We start from the raw sequence: 15,511 nt of genomic DNA, 5'->3' as shown, positions 1-15,511 counted from the left end.
AGGGCTCAGGCAGCCTCGATTGTAGGCTGGGGGATTTGACCAAACGAAGATTTTTAACCCGCGCACTACAGAAAAAATCCTAAGCAGCGGCCGGGATCCACGGCAGCCGGAAAGGTTTCCCTTCAGGCCGCGGGCCCACCGGCAAAACGCTGCAACTGCATTTCCTGCAGGCGGCTGAGGGTGCGGCGGAAAGCGAACTCCAGGTAGCCCTCGGTGTACAGCTGTTCCATGGGCACCCGGGCTTCCAGGTAGAGCGGCACCTTGCGGTCGTAGCACTCGTCCACCAGGGCGATGAAACGCCGCACCGCGTCGTCATGTACCGACAGCTGCGGCAACTCACGATCCCCGGCCATCACCCGCTCGGCACCATCCTCGGTGCCCCGGGCAATGCGTGCGGGGCGCTGGCAAGCGCTGAGGTTGGGCACATCGCTCAGGAGAATGGCCTGGAAGCGGTCGCACAGGGCCATGAAGTCCATGGCGGAAAACGGCTGTTCGCACAGTTCGACGAAGCTGCACCAGGCCACCGTCCCGCACGCCTTGACCACCTGCAACGGGCGATAGCCGAGCAACAGCGGCTCGCTACTCGCCGGCTGCCCGGCACTCAAGCGCTCGAACACCGGCCCCAGGGCGCTCGGCTGCCCCTCGGCGCCAAGCCAGTAGCGTTGCTCGGCGGCGCCCGGGTGCAGGCGGTGATCCTGCTCGCCGTCCACCGCCACCACCTGCATGTGCTGGCGGATGGCGCTGATCGCCGGAACGAAGCGCTCGCGGTTGAAGCCATCGGCATACAGCTGCTCCGGGGGCTGGTTGGAGGTGCAGACCAGCACCACGCCCTGGTCGAACATCACCTGGAACAGGCGCCCGAGGATGATCGCGTCACCGATGTCATTGACGAACAGCTCATCGAAACACAGCACCCGCACCTCTTCGGCCAGCTCCCGGGCCAGGGCCTGCAAGGGGTCGGCAATACCGGTCAGTTGGAACGACCGCTGGTGCACCCAGCCCATGAAATGATGAAAGTGCTGGCGCCGCGCCGGGACCCGCAGGCTCTGGTAGAACTGGTCCATCAGCCAGGTCTTGCCCCGCCCAACCGCCCCCCACAGATAGACCCCGGGCACCGCCGTGCGCCCTTGATGCAGGGCTTCATGGCATTGCTGCAAGGCCTGCACCGCCCGCGCCTGCGCCGCGTCGGCGACAAAGCCCTGCTGCTCCAGGGCGTATTGGTAGGCGCTCATGGGGGAATCGAATGGCATGGGGCTCGGGCCTCCTGGCAAAGAGCCGCAGTATGCCAGCATGAGTCGCTCCAGGCCGACCTGTAGCCGCTGCCGAGCCCGCGAAGCTGGGAAAAGGACCGCAGGGCCTTGCCTGGCGATCTCCAGCAAAACCTTGGGCATGCTCAGGTTTTTCGCCGCCTGCGCCAGCGGCTACATCAGCGGGAAATATCCAGGCGTTCGATCCGCCCCTGGGCGTCCAGGCGGAAGGTATGGCGCAGGGCCTGGGGGCTGCCGGGGAAGTCACCGCACACCCGGCTGTCGAGCAGCACTTTGCCGGTGCGCTGCTGGACTCCGAGGATTTCCAGGCGGCACGCGCCTTTGCCCATCCAGCGGGCGATCTGCTGGGGCCCCACGCAGTGCTCGCGTTCATCGAAGACCTGGGCGCGGTCGGCGAAGATCGACGCCACCACTGCGCTGTCGCCGCTGTTGATGGCCGTGACATAAGCGGCGATGGCCGGGGCCAGGGAAGGGTCTATGGCCGACATGACAAAAGCTCCTTGCTGTTGAATGAGCGGGCCATGCTAAAGCCCCCGCGTGTCATTTCCTGTCAGCAGTGAAACGGCCCTGCTCGTCGCTGTGCATGCGTTTGCGCCAGGCTCGCAGCCAGTCGCTGCGCCGCCCCGGATACCGCTCGCCCTGCTCCTGGGCCGCAGCAATGCGGTCGGTGCGAAAGGTCCGGTAATCCTCGCGCAATTCACACCAGGCCACGATCACCCGGGCCTCGTTGAGAAAGCCCAGGGCCAGGGGCCAGACCCGGCGCTGGCTGGGGTTTTGGTTGACGTCGGCATAGTCGATCAGCAGCTTGGCCTGAAGGCGGATCGCCTGGCGAAACACATTGAGCGACACCGGGTTGTCGGGGAAACCGTAGCCCGCCGGGCCGGGCAACAGGGTCGGATTGCGCAGTGCGTCCTGGGCCGCGGGGGCCAGCACCGCGGCGATCTTGGCCATGGCATCGGCGGCGGCCTTGCTCAGTTCCTCGTCGCCGCGCTGGTCGACGTAGCGCAGGCCCAGCACCACGGCCTCGGTCTCGTCGGCATTGAGCATCAACGGCGGCAGGAACAGCCCGCTGCGCAGCACATACCCTATCCCGGCCTCACCGTAGATCGGCGCGCCCAGGGCGGTCAGCTCGGCGATATCGCGGTACAGGGTGCGCTCGGAAACTTCCAGCTCCGAGGCCAGGGTCGCGGCGGTCACCGGACGGCTTTTGCCCCGCAGCATCTGCAGCAGGGTGAGTAAACGACTGGCTCGCGACACGCAGGTGCACTCCGGAAAAAACACCGGCGCAGATTACCAGAGCCTCCTGACAGTTTCTGTCAGGAGGCTGGGGGTTGGCGGGACGTTGCCAGTCATGGTTCTGCCTGGGTCTTGTAGCCGCTGGCGCAGGCGGCGAAGGCACTGCGTCGCAGGGTTCGGCTGGGGGTGCCAAGCAAGGCCCTGCGGGCCTTTGCACAGCCTCGCTGGAGCTCGGCAGCGGCTACAGGGGCCGCAAGAGCCCCCGGGGCGTCAGTAGGCCATGGTCCAGGTCAGGGTGTAGGTGCGGCCACGGCCCTGGTAGTCGTAGAGGTAGTCGGGGCCGTAGGTCGGCGAGTAGAACAGCTTGGCGCGCTGGCCCCAGACGGTGCTGTACTGCTTGTCCAGCAGGTTCTGGATGCCGCCGCTGAAGGTGCCGAACTCGGTGTCGTGGCTGCCCAGCAGGTCGAAGGTGGTGTAGCCGTCGATGGTGTTGGGCGCATCCACGCTGTGGGTGGCGTCGATCTGCTTGACCGCGTCGTCCTTGAGGGTGAAGGCGTGGTTGCCCTGCAGGCGCACGCTGCTGCTGTCGTCCTTCCAGCCGACGAAGGCGGTGAGTTTCGACAGCGAGGCATAACGGGCGTCGCGCTTGCTCCAGCCGCCGTTCTTGTTCTCCTCCTCGGAGCGCACGGCATGCAGGGTGCCGCCCAGCTCCCAGCCGTTCTGGAAGTGCCGGGTCAGGGCGCTCTCAAAGCCGTAATCGCGGCTTTTCTGGTCCTTGACGTCGATGGTCAAGGTGGCCTGGTCGGTGGTGATCACCTTGTCCGACCAGATGTAGTACAGCGCCGCCTGGGCATCCCAGTCGCTATCGGAGAAGCGCCAGCCGGTCTCCACCTGGCGGCTCTTGATCCCCGCCAGGGGGTTGTCGTCCACGCTCAGGCCCGGCTTGCCGTAGAACTTGGCCGGGTCCGGCAGATCGAAGCCCTCGCCGTAGTTGACCCACAGCTGGTGGCCGTTCTTGAAGTCGTAGATGGTGCCCAGGTTGTAGAGGTTGACCGCATAGTCGTTGCTGCCGCCGGGTACGTTCTTGAACTGGCCCACGTCCACGTCCATCTGCTGGCGCCGGTAGCCGCCGGATACCGTCAGGTTGTCGGTGGCGTGCCAGTCCAGCTGGGCATAGCCGGACAGGCCGTCGACCCGGTAGCTGGGATAGCGCGGCGCCTTGCTCTGGGTCACCAGGTCGAGGCCGCCGCTGCCCGAGGAGATGCCCTGGTCGAAGGTGCTCTGCTGGGCATTGAAACGCTCGCGGTCCAGGTCCACGCCGTAGGTCAGCTTGAACGCCTCGAACTCCTTGGCGAACAGCGCCTTGAGGCTGGTGACTTCGAAATTCTGCTGGGACGCGGCGAAGTACACACCCTTGGAGCCTGCGGGGCTGCCGCTGTTGTAGTAGGGGAACGGGAAGAAGTTGTCGTCTTCCTTGCGGTACGAGGCCTGCAGGTAGAAATCCTGGCCCAGCACGTCGCTGTGGTGGTAGTTGGCGTTGAGCAGCAGGCGCTTGGTACGCGGTTCCAGGTCGGTGGAGTAGCCGCCGCGCAGCTCGGCGTCTTCCAGGTTGGACGGCGCCTTGTACTTGAGGTTGGGGAAGTAGATCCCGGTGCTGCCATGGTTGCCGGAGTCGTAGTACTGGGCCAGCAGGGCCAGGCTCTGCTCTTCGTTGAACTGCAGGGCCAGGCTGCCCATCAGGTCCAGGGTACGGTTGTACTGCAGGTCGGTCTGGGTGTTGTCGATGAAGATCTGCTTGCCGGCACCGTCATAGAACGCCTGGTTCTGCTCCCCCGCCACCGCCAGCCGGCCGCTGATGGCTTCGTTGCCGCCGCTCACCGACTGGGCGATGCGGGTCGTCAGGTCGTCACTGTTGTTGAAGCCGCTGCTGGCCCCCAGCTGGGTCTCGAAGCGCGCCGGGCCCGGTTCGCCTTTCTTGGTGACGATATTGATGATGCCGCCGGTGGCGCCGCCGCCGTAGATGGCGCTGGCCCCGGACAGCACTTCGACCCGCTCGACGTTGAACGGCGAGATGCTGTCGAACTGCCGGGACAGGCCCCGGGAGCTGTTCTGGCTGACCCCGTCGATCATCACCAGCACGTTGCGCCCGCGCATGTTCTGGCCGTAGTTGGTGCGCCCTTCCGGGGCCAGGTCGAGGCCCGGTACCAGCTTGCCGATGGCTTCCTTGAGGCTGACCCCGGTGCTCAACTGCTCGCGCAGCTGGCTCTGCTCCACCACCCACACGGTGCCGGGAATCTCGCTGATGGCGGCGCTGGTGCGTGACGCCACGGTGACCTGGGTCGGCTTGAGGTTGAGGCTGGCAGCCGGCACGCCAGCCCGACGCAGGATCACCGTGTGCCCGTCGCTGAACGACCAGCTCATGCCACTGCCGGCCAGCAGGCTTTGCAGGGCCTGGGCCACCGTGACCTCGCCGTTGAGGGCGGTGGATTGCAGGCCCTCGACATCGCTGGTGGTGTACAGCAGGCGCAGGTCGGCCTGATCGGCGAAGCGGGTCAGCGCCTGGTCCAGGGGCTGGGCCGGCAGGTTCAACGAGACCCGACGCTCCTGGGCGCTGCCGGCCTGGCTGACCGTGGCGGCCTCCTGGGCCTGGGCCAGGACCGGGCTCAAGGCCCCGGCGAACAGGGCCTGGGCCAGTAATGTGCGGCGCATGATGTGGTGACCGCGCCCCAGTGTCGACAGCTTGAACATTGCTTTCACGTGTTCCTTCCCAGCCGGTTGAAATGACGTCAATGAGAATGATTGTCTTCTCAGTCTCACTACGACGATTTCCCCCAGGGGAACTTGCAGTGCCCAGGCAAAAAAAATTCGACTCAGTGCAGGACCGCCAGCCATGGCAGGTAGGTGACGTGCAGCGGGTAGCGCTGCTGCAGGGCGTTGAGCGAGCCTTGCGGATCATGCAGGTCGAACACACCGCTGATGGCCAGGGCCGCCAACTGACCGTCGGAAATCAGGATGCGCCCGTGCTGGTAGCGCTCCAGTTCACCTATCACCTCACCCAGCGGGCGGCCGTTGAAGATCAGCTTGCCGCGCTGCCAGGCGGTCAGGCTGGCGGCGTCCACGGTCTGCTGGGCCAGCAGCGGCTGGCCGGGCTGGTATTGCAGGCGCTGGTCGGCCTGGAGCAGCACTGGTGCGTGGTCACCGCTGAACTGCACCTGCCCTTCGCGCACCACCACCGTCAGTTGGTGGCCGTCGCGGCGCACGCTGAAGGCACTGGCAGCGCTTTGCAGTTGCTGGGCCTGGGCCTGGACCACGAAGGGCCGCTGCGGGTCGGCCAGCGGTTCGAACAGCGCTTCGCCGCTGCGCAGGATCACCCGGCGCTCATCCGCCGAGTAGGCCACCGACAGCGCACTGGCGCTGTTGAGGGTGACCCGCGAGCCGTCCGCCAGGGTGATGCTCTGTTGCTGGCCGACCCCGGTGTGGTAGTCCGAGGTCAAGGCCGGCCACTGCTGCCAGCCCAGGCCAGCCCCCAGCGCCAGCAGCAGCGAAGCGGCCAGCGCCGGCCAGAAGCGCCGTGGCCGGCGCACCATGACGGGCGGCGCCTGGTGCTGCCGCGCGGTCTCGGTCTGCCCCAGGTCACCCCACAGTTGCTGGGCCTCGGCGGCCGCTGCGGCATGGGCCGGGCTGCGCTGGCGCCATTGCTGGAAGGCCATGCGCTGGGCCGGCGTGGCGTTGCCGGAGTGCAGCAGCACCAGCCAGTCGATGGCGGCGTCTTCGAGGCTTTCGGGGTGGTCGGTCATGGCATCGGCGGCAGGCAAGAAGGAATCATTCATGGTGGACTTTCAGCCAGTCGCGGCAATGGCGCAGGGCCTGGCCGATGTATTTTGCCACCATGCTTTCGGAAACGCCCAGGCGCAATGCGATCTGTGCCTGGGTCAGGCCTTCCAGGCGATTGAGCAGCAAGGCCTGGCGGGCGTTGTCCGAGAGTTGCGCCAGGGCCTCGTCGAGCACCGCCAGGCGCTCCTTGGCCAGCAGCACGGCTTCCGGGGCCGGGGCCGGGTCCACCGCTTCGGTGTGCTCCTGGCCGTCGCTGAGGTTGGCCGCCAGGCGCTGCTCGCGGCGCAGGGTGTCGATGGCCAGGTTGCCGGCCACACGGAAAATGAAACCGCGATCGTTGTGCACCTCCACCGTCTGCGGATCGACCTTGAGCAACTTGAGGTAGGTCTCCTGGGCCACGTCCGCCGCCCGTTGGCGATCGCTCATGCGCCGGGTGAGAAACTTCAGCAGGTCGTCGTAATGCTCTTGAAAGCTGCGCAGCAGGCTGGGGGTCGGCAGCATCGGGGGGCGGTCCGCAGATCGGGGAGGCGGATTATTCCATAAAGGCAAATGAGAAACAGTATCTTTCGTATCCTTTCCAACTTGGCTTTTTCCGCCTGTTTGCCCTTCTGGCTGCGGCGCCTTTCTGGCATCCTGCGCCTCCTTTTTTCTGACCGGGTGCGCACGTCTTGTCCATGACATGGCGTTGCGGCCCAAGTCCCGTCCACTTTCCGACGTGTGCCCCCGTAGTTTTCACACGTCACTGGCAGGCCTTTTCCCATGACCGCACCCGACCGCTCCCCTCCCCGCTACAAGTCAGACCTGATCTACGGCCTCAACGACCGTCCGCATTTCAGCGCGGCGATCTTCGCCGCCCTGCAGCATGTGCTGGCCAGTTTCGTCGGCATCATCAGCCCGACCCTGATCTTCGGCGGGGTCCTGGGGCTGGAAAGCGAGCTGCCGTACCTGATCAGCATGGCGCTGTTCGTCTCCGGCCTGGGCACCTTCGTCCAGGCCCGGCGCCTGGGGCCCATCGGTTCCGGCCTGCTGTGCGTGCAAGGCACCAGCTTTTCCTTTATCAGCGTGCTGCTCAGTGCCGGCTTCATGGTCAAGGGCCGGGGTGGCGACACCAACGAAATCCTCTCCACCATCTTCGGCATCTGCTTTGTCGCAGCCTTTATCGAGATGTTCCTCAGCCAGTTCATCGGCAAGTTGCGCAAGCTGATCACCCCGGTGGTGACCGGCACCATCATCACCCTGATGGGCCTGTCGCTGATCAAGGTGGCGGTCACCGACATGGCCGGCGGCTACGGTGCCAGTGACCTGGGCGCGGCGAGCAACCTGGGGCTGGCGGCGCTGGTGCTGCTGACCATCGTGGTGCTCAACCGCTTCAACCACCCGATGCTGCGCCTGGGCTCCATCGTCATCGGCCTGACCCTGGGTTTCGTGGTGGCCTGGATGCTCGGCCGGGTGGACATGGCGGCCATGCCCGAGGTGCCCCTGGTGAGCGTGCCGGTGCCGTTCAAGTACGGCTTCTCCTTCGACCTGATCGCCTTCATTCCCCTGGCGGTGATCTTCCTGATTTCCCCCCTGGAAGCAGCCGGCGACCTGACGGCCAACTCGATGATTTCCCAGCAGCCGGTCAAGGGCCCGCTGTACATCAAGCGCATCAAGTCCGGGCTGCTGGCGGACGGTTTCAACTCGGCGGTGGCTGCGGTGTTCAACAGCCTGCCGATGGTCACCTTTGCCCAGAACAACGGGGTCATCCAACTGACCGGCGTGGCCAGCCGCTACGTGGCCTACTTCATTGCCGGGCTGCTGGTGCTGCTGGGCCTGTTCCCGGTGATCGGCGCGGTGCTGCAACTGATGCCCAAGCCGGTGCTGGGCGGCGCCACCCTGATCATGTTCGGTACCGTGGCCGTGGCCGGGATCAAGATCCTCGCCGAGGCCGGGCTGCACCGACGCAACGTGCTGATCGTGGCCATCTCCCTGGGCATGGGCCTGGGCGTGGCGGCGGTGCCGGAAGTGCTGCGCGAGCTGCCCAAGGCGCTGCACAACATCTTCGAGTCGCCGATTACCGTGGGCGCCTTCTGCGCGATCTTCCTGAACATCTTCCTGCCGGAGGAATTCCTTGAGCTGGAAGAAGACGAGTTCGATCCGGAAGCGGCGACCCTCAAGGTCATGCAAGACCCGGACATGAGCGGCAAAGCGAACTCCTGAGGCTCGCGGGCGTCTATGCTGCGAGCGCTGGTGATGGGCCCTCGGCCGTGGAAGGCTGGCCGGGGGTTTGCCAGGCAAGGCCCTGCGGGCCTTGTCGTAGCCTCGCAGGCTCGGCAGCGGCTACAAGGTGCCGGCCAGCCATTCATTTCCATTGCCGACAGGTATTCCATGCGTAGATTGATCGCCTTGACCCTGGTACTGCTCAGCCTGAGTGCTTGTGCGCTGTTGCCCAATCGCGATCCACTGGCGATCAATGTGGTGGGCATCGAGCCACTGCCGAGCCAGGATCTGGAAATGCGTTTCGCGGTGAAACTGCGTCTGCAGAACCCCAACGAAAGCCCCATCGACTACAACGGCGTGGCCCTGGACCTGGAAGTCAACGGCCGCCCCCTGGCCTCCGGGGTCAGCGACCAGCAGGGGCATATCGGCCGCTACTCGGAAGACATCCTGGTGATCCCGGTCAGCGTCTCGGCCTTCTCGGTGCTGCGCCAGACCCTGGGCCTGAGCCAGACCCAGAGCCTGGACAACCTGCCCTACGTGCTGCGCGGCAAGCTTGCCGGCGGGCTGTTCGGCACCCAGCGCTTCATCGATCGCGGGCAGCTCAGCCTGAGCAACCCCGGCGCCTGGTAACTAGAACACCGACCAGCCGATACGCTGGCTGAGCAGTTCCAGGGCCGCCATGCCCACCAGCGAGTTGCCGGCGCTGTTGAGCTCCGGCGACCAGACGCAGACCGTGAACTGCCCCGGCACCACCGCCACAATTCCCCCGCCCACCCCGCTCTTGCCCGGCAGGCCGACCCGATAGGCGAAGTTGCCGGCCTCGTCGTACAGGCCGCTGGTGGCCATGATCGAGTTGACCTGCTGGGTCTGGCGCCGGGTGAGAATCTGCTCCCCGCTGTGCTTGCAGAAGCCGTCGTTGGCCAGGAAACAGAAGGCCCGGGCCAGATCCACGCAGCTCATGCGCAAGGCGCAGTGGCTGAAGTAACTGCGCAGCACCGCCTCCACATCATTGTGAAAGTTGCCGAAGGACTGCATCAGGTAGGCCATGGCCGCGTTGCGGGCGCGGTGCTGGTACTCCGACTCGGCCACCCGACCGTCCACCATCACCTGCAGGTTGCCCGACAGGCGCCGGACAAAGTCGCGCATGGACAAGGCCGGCGCGGCAAAGCGCGACTGGTTGATGTCGCAGATCACCAGGGCCCCGGCATTGATGAAGGGGTTGCGCGGCCGGCCACGCTCGAACTCCAGTTGCACCAGGGAATTGAACGGCTGCCCCGAGGGCTCGTGGCCCAAGCGCTCCCAGATCGCCTCGCCGGAATGACCGATGGCCTGCACCAGGCTGAAGACCTTGGAAATGCTCTGCACCGAGAACGGCGTATCGGCGTCACCGGCGCTGAACACCTGGCCGTCGTTGCCATACACGGCAATGCCCAACTGATTGGCCGGCACATCCGCCAGGGCCGGAATGTAATTGGCCACCTGGCCTTGGCCGATCAGGGGGCGGACTTCATCGAGAATCTGGTTCAACAGGTCTTGCATGTTCTGGCTCATTACCGATACGACTGCGGGGCTATGGCAGCTAGACGCACGCCAGAGCCGGCGCAGCACAGTCCACCGGCAAATGCCCCACAACCCAAGCCCCTGCAGGAGCTGGCTTGCCAGCGAAGGCGGTGCAAGGGTTTCTGAAGATGTCACCCAAGCCGTGGCGAATTCTCCAGCAGGGTCCGGGTGTAGATGTGCTCGGGTCGGTCCAGCACGGCGTCCACTGCGCCCTGCTCCACCACCCGTCCCTGCTTGAGCACCAGCACCCGGTCGGCAATGGCCCGTACCACGCCCAGGTCATGGGTGACGAACAGCAGGGTCAGGCCTTCGTCTTGCAACTGACGCAGGAGCGCGAGGATCGAGGCCTGTACCGAGACGTCCAGGGCCGAGGTGACTTCATCGCAGATCAGCAGCTTGGGTTCGCACACCAGGGCCCGGGCAATCGCCACCCGCTGTCGTTCGCCCCCGGACAGGCTGTGGGGATAGTGGTCCGCCAGGGCCGGCGACAGCGACACCCGTTGCAGCACCGCATGGACCCGCGCCCTGGCCTCGGCCCCCTGGATGCCGAAAAAGTGCTCCAGGGGTGCGCTCAGGGTCTGGTACAGGGTGTGCCGCGGGTTCAGCGCCCGGTAGGGGTTCTGGAAAATGTACTGGATCTGGTGCCGCAGCCCTTTGCTCCGCTGCCGGGCCGACAGGCTCAGAGGCTGGCCGGCATACCGCACCCGGCCTTCGGCGTGCTCGCCAAGCCCGGCCAGGGCCCGGGCCAGGCTGGTCTTGCCGGAGCCGGACTCGCCCACCAGCGCCAGGCACTCCCCCGCCACCACTTGCAGGCTGACGTCGAACAGCACCTGGCGGTCATAGGCCAGGTTCAGGCCCTGGACCTCCAGCAGCGGCCGTCGTTCGCTGCCGGACACAGCCGCTTGCACCGCCACCACGGGCGCCGGCATGGGCAACGCCTGCCGATAAGGGTCGATACAGGCCACCTGGACATCAGCTGCAAGCCCTTGCAGCAACGGCTCGCCCGCTGTGCATTGGGCACCCTGGCGCGGGCACCGGGGCGCGAAGGCACACCCCGCCGGCCGCTGCCCCGGCGCCGGGGCCTGCCCAGGTATCGCCAGCAGGGGCCGGCGCTGGCCGACATCGGGAATCGCCGCCAGCAGGCCCCGGGTATAGGGGTGGGCCGGCTGGCGAAACAGCGCCTCGCGGGAGGCGCTTTCGACGATCCGCCCGGCGTACATCACCAGCACCCGGTCCACCAGGTCCTTGATCACGGCCAGGTCGTGGGACACATAGATCGCCGCCACACCCAGGCTTTTGCACAGGTGGCGCAAGGTGCCGAGGATGTGCGCCTGGGTGGTCACATCCAGGGCCGTGGTGGGCTCATCGAGCACGATCAGTCGGGGCCGCAGGACAAAGGCCAGGGCCAGCATCACCCGCTGCTGCTGGCCGCCGGACAACTGATGGGGAAAGCGCCGCAGGAACTCGCGATCCGCCGGCAAGCCCACATCCTTGAGGGTGTCGCGGATCCGCTGCTGCCGCCCGTGGCGGTCCAGGTGCGATGGATGCACCGCCAGGGTTTCCTCCAGCAGGTCGGCAATGCGCAGCGCCGGGTTCAGGGCGGTGGCCGGGTCCTGGGCCACATAGCCGATCAGGCCGCCCCGGGCCCGGCGCAGGTCCTGCGCCGAGAGGTCCAGCAACGACTGCCCGGCCACCTCGACCCGCCCTTCGACAATCCGCGCGCCCCGCCGGGCATGGGCCAGCAGGGCCGTGGCCAGGGTGGTCTTGCCCGAGCCCGACTCCCCCACCAGGCCAAGAATTTCCCCCGCGGCCAGGCTGAAGCCGACCCCGGACAACACCTCCACGCCACCCGCCAGCTCCACCCGCAACCCCTCAACCTGCAGCACCCGGGCCTCTCGGGTCACTTCCACCACGGCGTTCATGGGCCTTTCTCCCCGATCCGCGCCTGACTGCGGCCGATGCCCTCGGCGAGGATGTTGGTGCCGTAGGCGAACACCCCGATCAGCAGCGCCGGGGCCAGCACCGCCCAGGGCTGGACCAGCAGCCCGGCCTGGTTCTCGTTGATCATCAGCCCCCAGTCGGCGGCCGGCTGCGCCACCCCATAGCCGAGGAAGCTCAGCCCCGACAGCATGCCCACGCCCCAGGTCAGCATGTTGCCGAAGTGCACCAGCAGCGGCGTGAGGATGTTCGGCAGGATTTCCCCAGAGAGGATCCGCCAGCGTGAATAGCCCATCATCTGCGCCGCCTCGACGAACTCCTGCCCCGCCACCGCCACCGCGCTGCCCCGGGCCAGGCGCACCACCCCGGGGGTGAAGGCGATGGCCACGGTGAGCACGATCAACCAGGGCGCGCGCCCCAGCATCGAAACGATCAGCAGCACCAGGATCAGGTCGGGAAAGGCCAGGGACACATCCGCCAGCCAACTGATCAACGTGTCCAGCCGGCGCCGCGAAAGGCCGGCCAGCAACCCCAGGGCGCTGCCCACCAGCAGGGCGATGGAGGCCGCCGCCAGGGACATCCACAACACCGACAGGCCCCCGCTGAGCAACCGCGAAAGCACGTCGTGGCCAAGAAAGTCATGGCCGAGCCAGGCGCCGGCAGCGGGCGCGCCGTATACCGGGCCCAGCATGTCGGTGCTGCCATGGGGCGCCAGCCAGGGCCCGAACAGCGCCAGCAGGACCACCAGCAAGGTGATGAATGCGCCCTTGCGGGTTTGCGGTTCGCCCAGCCACAGGCGCCAGCGGGAAATGCGTAAGCCGTTCATGGATAGGTTCTCATGCCGCAGGTTCAGGGAGCCTTGGGCGCCGAGCGGCGCCACCAGGGCTGGAGGCCTCGTCGGTTGCGGCGGATCAGGCCGGCCCGCCGCGCCGTACGCAACTTGGGGGTCAGCAGCACCGTGGCCAGGTCTGCCAACAGGTTGATCAGCACCACCCCCAGGGTGATCACCAGCACGATGGCCTGGATCATCGGCAGATCGCGCATCTGGATCGCCGAGTTGAGGGCGGTGCCGATCCCCGGATAGCTGAACACCACTTCCGCCAGCAGGGCCCCGCCGATCAGGGTGCGCAGGGTCAGGGCCAGCCCCTGCACCGCCGGCACCAGGGCATTGGCCAGGGTGTGGCGCCAGACGATGCGCCACTCAGGGATGCCCCGCAGCCTCGCGGCGATCACATAGTCCGATTCCAGGGCCTCGATCATTGCCGCGCGCACCATGCGCGTCAGGTAGGGCAAGGCCGATAGGCTCAAGGCCAGCACCGGCAGTACCAGGAATTGCAGCTGGCGCCACAGTGCCAGCTGGGGGTCGAGGATCGACACCGCCGGCAGCAGGTCCATGTGGGGCATGGAAAACAGCAGCACCAGGCCAATGGCCAGGAGAAAGCCCGGGGTAGCCTTGAGGAAGATCAGCAACGACAGGCTCCAGCGGTCCAGGCGGCTGTCACGACGCAGGGCCAGGGTCACCCCCAGCAGCAGCGCCGCGGGCACCACCAGCGCGATGACCCCGGCCAGCAACGCCAGGGTGTAGCCCAGGCGCGCGAAGAGGACGTCGGCCACAGGCGCGCTGGAATCCAGGGACTGCCCCAGATCGCCTTCCAGGGTCTGGCCCAGCCAGTGCAGGTACTGCTCCAGCAGGGGCCGGTCCAGCCCCAGTTGCCGTTGCAGGGTGAGGATGCTTTCCAGGGGCGCGTCGGGGCCAAGGATCACCCGCGCCGGGTCCGAGGGCAGCGCCTGGGTGGCGATGAACACCACCAGGCTGATGACCCAGGCCGTGAGCAGGCCGTAGCCCAGGCGGCCGACGAACCAGGACAGCCAGGCCGGGGGACGGGGCGTGTTGCGGCAGGTGTCAGGCATGGTTCAACCACATTTCGTCAAAGCGCCAGGAGGCGAAGGTCGTCTGTTCCGGCACCAGCCCGCCAACCCGCACCGAGGCCGCGTCCAGCACATCGTTGAAGCCCCAGATCAGCAGCCCGCCGCGCTGGTGCTGGATGGCCTGGGCTTCGTGTACCCATTGCCGGCGCAGTTGCAGATCGGGCTGGGCCAGGGCCTGCTGGTACAGCTGGGTGAATCGCGGGTCGTGAAAGTTGCTGCGGTTGTAGATGGCCTGGGGGGCGTCGTTGTGCAGCGCCGAGGCAAGAAAGCCCCGGGCCGGCGTGGCCCCGGGCGACAGCAGCCACTGTTCGCGCTGGGGGCCGTTGAACACCGAAGCGTCAACCTGGGTCACCTTGACCTCGACCCCGGCCCTCTTCGCCTGCTGGGCGAATACCAGCGCCGCGTTCACCCCCGGGCCCGGGGTGGTGGTCAGCTCCACCCGCAGGTCGCTCTGCCCGGCCTGACGCAACAGCGAACGGGCCTGTTCCAGGTCATGGGGCCGCTGGGCAATGCCGTGGTTGTAGGTGGGGTCGTGGGGCGAATACAGGTCATTGGCGACTCGGCCGAAACCATTGAGCCCACGGTCCACCAGCTCCTGGCGGTCGGCCAGCAGGCGGAACGCCTGGCGCACCCGCACATCCTGGAACGGCGCCTTGGCCAGATTGAGGTTGAAGCCGGTGAAAGAAGTACTCGGCGAGGCGTAGAAGCGCAGCCGCGGATCGGCCTTGAGCAGCGCGCTGTGCTCGGCCTGTACGCCGCTGGCCACGTCGATCTGCCCGGCCCGCAGCGCCGCCGCCCGCGACACCTGGTCCTTGAACTCGATGATCTCCAGTTCGTCGGCGTAGGGCTGGCCGGGCTTGTAGTAGTTCTCGAAACGGCTGTACAGCGAGCGCTGGCCGGGAATGAAGCGCTTGAGCCGATAGGGGCCGGCGCCCACCGGGTTGGTCTGCGGGTGGTAGTCGGTGGGCACTATGGCACCGAAGCTGATCAGGGTTTCGTCCAGGGGAAAGAAGCTCTGGCCCTGTTTGAAGCGGATTTCGATGGTGCGCTGATCGAGCTTGCGCAGGGCCTGGCGATCGATGGCCCCCACCAGCCCGGCAAAGGGCGAAGCCAGTTGCGGGTCGGTCAGGCGCTGGATGGAAAACAGCATGTCGTCGGCGCCGATGCTCTTGCCGTGGTGGAACTCCAGCCCCGGCTTGATGCGGATGGTCCAGACGCTGGCGTCGGCATTGGGCTCGGCGAACTCCGCCAGGGCCAGCCGGGTGCTGACGTCCGGGTTCCATTCCCAGAACTTGCTGTACAGCGCCCAGCCGCGAATGATCCCGCCGCCCACCGGTTTGTGGGCGTCGAGATTGCCGGACTGGTCGCCATCGATGATCCCCACCCGCAGGCGCCCGCCGCGCACCGGGGTGCCGGGCAACAGCGGCGCGACACCGGGCGCCGCACCGTTGTCACAGCCGCTGAGCAGGCTGCTGCCCAGCAACAGGCCGCCACCGGCGGCCAGGGAATGGCCGAGGAATACCCGGCGGGAAAATGCCTCGCTCATG

At 66.8% G+C, this 15,511-nt stretch carries 12 protein-coding genes and 1 pseudogene; 2 read left to right on the top strand and 11 right to left on the bottom strand.

The genetic code is table 11. The features are described 5' to 3' along the window. Window positions 1–122: 122 nt before the first annotated feature. The 6 genes and pseudogenes from zapE to M2395_RS05105 all read right to left on the bottom strand — a co-directional run. Window positions 123–1,250 carry a cell division protein ZapE gene (zapE, locus tag M2395_RS05130; protein ID WP_123430726.1) on the bottom strand — a complete coding sequence of 376 codons (1,128 nt, stop codon included), beginning with the start codon at window positions 1,248–1,250 and terminating at the stop codon, window positions 123–125. A gap of 176 nt (window positions 1,251–1,426) precedes the next feature. Continuing rightward, window positions 1,427–1,756: a hypothetical protein gene (locus M2395_RS05125; RefSeq protein ID WP_015635715.1), complete on the bottom strand. Its 330-nt coding sequence runs from the start codon at window positions 1,754–1,756 to the stop codon at window positions 1,427–1,429. A 52-nt stretch (window positions 1,757–1,808) separates the two neighbouring features. Beyond that, the gene (locus tag M2395_RS05120) at window positions 1,809–2,525 is read right to left on the bottom strand and encodes a YafY family protein (RefSeq protein WP_015635716.1); all 717 of its coding nucleotides are present in this window, start codon (window positions 2,523–2,525) and stop codon (window positions 1,809–1,811) included. A gap of 249 nt (window positions 2,526–2,774) precedes the next feature. Continuing rightward, window positions 2,775–5,252 carry a TonB-dependent receptor gene (locus tag M2395_RS05115; protein ID WP_123430725.1) on the bottom strand — a complete coding sequence of 826 codons (2,478 nt, stop codon included), beginning with the start codon at window positions 5,250–5,252 and terminating at the stop codon, window positions 2,775–2,777. A 122-nt stretch (window positions 5,253–5,374) separates the two neighbouring features. Next, on the bottom strand, window positions 5,375–6,334 hold the full coding sequence (locus tag M2395_RS05110) for a FecR domain-containing protein (RefSeq protein ID WP_123430724.1): 960 nt from the start codon (window positions 6,332–6,334) through the stop codon (window positions 5,375–5,377). 7 nt (window positions 6,335–6,341) lie between these two features. After that, window positions 6,342–6,839 (bottom strand): annotated as a pseudogene (locus tag M2395_RS05105) (RNA polymerase sigma factor); the annotation flags it as partial. A gap of 258 nt (window positions 6,840–7,097) precedes the next feature. Here M2395_RS05105 and M2395_RS05100 point away from each other — a divergent pair. Both M2395_RS05100 and M2395_RS05095 read left to right on the top strand, forming a co-directional pair. Further along, window positions 7,098–8,537 carry a nucleobase:cation symporter-2 family protein gene (locus M2395_RS05100; protein WP_011061444.1) on the top strand — a complete coding sequence of 480 codons (1,440 nt, stop codon included), beginning with the start codon at window positions 7,098–7,100 and terminating at the stop codon, window positions 8,535–8,537. 168 nt (window positions 8,538–8,705) lie between these two features. Then, window positions 8,706–9,167: an LEA type 2 family protein gene (locus M2395_RS05095; RefSeq protein ID WP_011061445.1), complete on the top strand. Its 462-nt coding sequence runs from the start codon at window positions 8,706–8,708 to the stop codon at window positions 9,165–9,167. Here M2395_RS05095 and glsB read toward each other — a convergent pair whose 3' ends face one another. The 5 genes from glsB to M2395_RS05070 all read right to left on the bottom strand — a co-directional run bounded on the left by glsB (window position 9,168) and on the right by M2395_RS05070 (window position 15,510). Next, window positions 9,168–10,076 (bottom strand): glutaminase B, encoded by a 909-nt coding sequence (gene glsB / locus M2395_RS05090; protein WP_011061446.1) that lies wholly within the window; start codon window positions 10,074–10,076, stop codon window positions 9,168–9,170. It lies immediately after the preceding gene. Window positions 10,077–10,228: 152 nt separating this feature from the next. Next, on the bottom strand, window positions 10,229–12,019 hold the full coding sequence (locus M2395_RS05085) for an ABC transporter ATP-binding protein (RefSeq protein WP_123430723.1): 1,791 nt from the start codon (window positions 12,017–12,019) through the stop codon (window positions 10,229–10,231). After that, complete coding sequence (locus M2395_RS05080) at window positions 12,016–12,861, bottom strand: ABC transporter permease (protein ID WP_185057778.1); 846 nt, start codon at window positions 12,859–12,861, stop codon at window positions 12,016–12,018. The genes M2395_RS05085 and M2395_RS05080 overlap by 4 nt, the downstream gene beginning before the upstream one ends. A 23-nt stretch (window positions 12,862–12,884) precedes the next feature. Then, the gene (locus tag M2395_RS05075; protein WP_123430721.1) at window positions 12,885–13,946 is read right to left on the bottom strand and encodes an ABC transporter permease; all 1,062 of its coding nucleotides are present in this window, start codon (window positions 13,944–13,946) and stop codon (window positions 12,885–12,887) included. Continuing rightward, window positions 13,939–15,510, bottom strand: a complete 1,572-nt coding sequence (locus M2395_RS05070; protein ID WP_123430720.1) for an ABC transporter substrate-binding protein — start codon at window positions 15,508–15,510, stop codon at window positions 13,939–13,941. Before M2395_RS05070 ends, M2395_RS05075 begins: the two co-directional genes overlap by 8 nt. Between the last annotated feature and the right edge of the window lies 1 nt (window position 15,511).

The organism is Pseudomonas sp. BIGb0176 (assembly GCF_024810175.1).
In the GTDB taxonomy this organism is placed as follows: Bacteria; Pseudomonadota; Gammaproteobacteria; order Pseudomonadales; family Pseudomonadaceae; genus Aquipseudomonas; species Aquipseudomonas protegens.
Note: the sequence above shows the minus strand (reverse complement) of the source record. Positions and strands in the feature narration are given on the sequence as shown.